The 252-nt window shown below is 55.2% G+C and carries 3 tRNA genes; all 3 read right to left on the minus strand.

From position 1 onward, the window contains the following. Nucleotides 1-7: 7 nt before the first annotated feature. Nucleotides 8-84 (minus strand) — tRNA-Asp (locus tag Tmeso_RS16120). A 7-nt stretch (nt 85-91) separates the two neighbouring features. Continuing rightward, nucleotides 92-167 (minus strand) — tRNA-Val (locus tag Tmeso_RS16125). A gap of 9 nt (nt 168-176) precedes the next feature. Next, nucleotides 177-251 (minus strand) — tRNA-Glu (locus Tmeso_RS16130). Between the last annotated feature and the right edge of the window lies 1 nt (nt 252).

The following is a 252-nucleotide window of genomic DNA, read 5'->3' on the forward strand; positions in this document are numbered from 1 at the left end:
AATTATTTGGCGACCTGGAAGGGACTCGAACCCTCGACCTCCAGCGTGACAGGCTGGCATTCTAACCAACTGAACTACCAGGCCAAATAATTGGTGGGCTCAACAGGGCTCGAACCTGTGACCCCCTGCTTGTAAGGCAGGTGCTCTCCCAGCTGAGCTATGAGCCCAATTATTAATGGTGACCCCTAGGGGAATCGAACCCCTGTTACCGCCGTGAAAGGGCGGTGTCTTAACCGCTTGACCAAGGGGCCA

It is taken from the genome of Tepidibacter mesophilus, from assembly GCF_002724055.1.
Taxonomy (GTDB): Bacteria; Bacillota; Clostridia; order Peptostreptococcales; family Peptostreptococcaceae; genus Tepidibacter_A; species Tepidibacter_A mesophilus.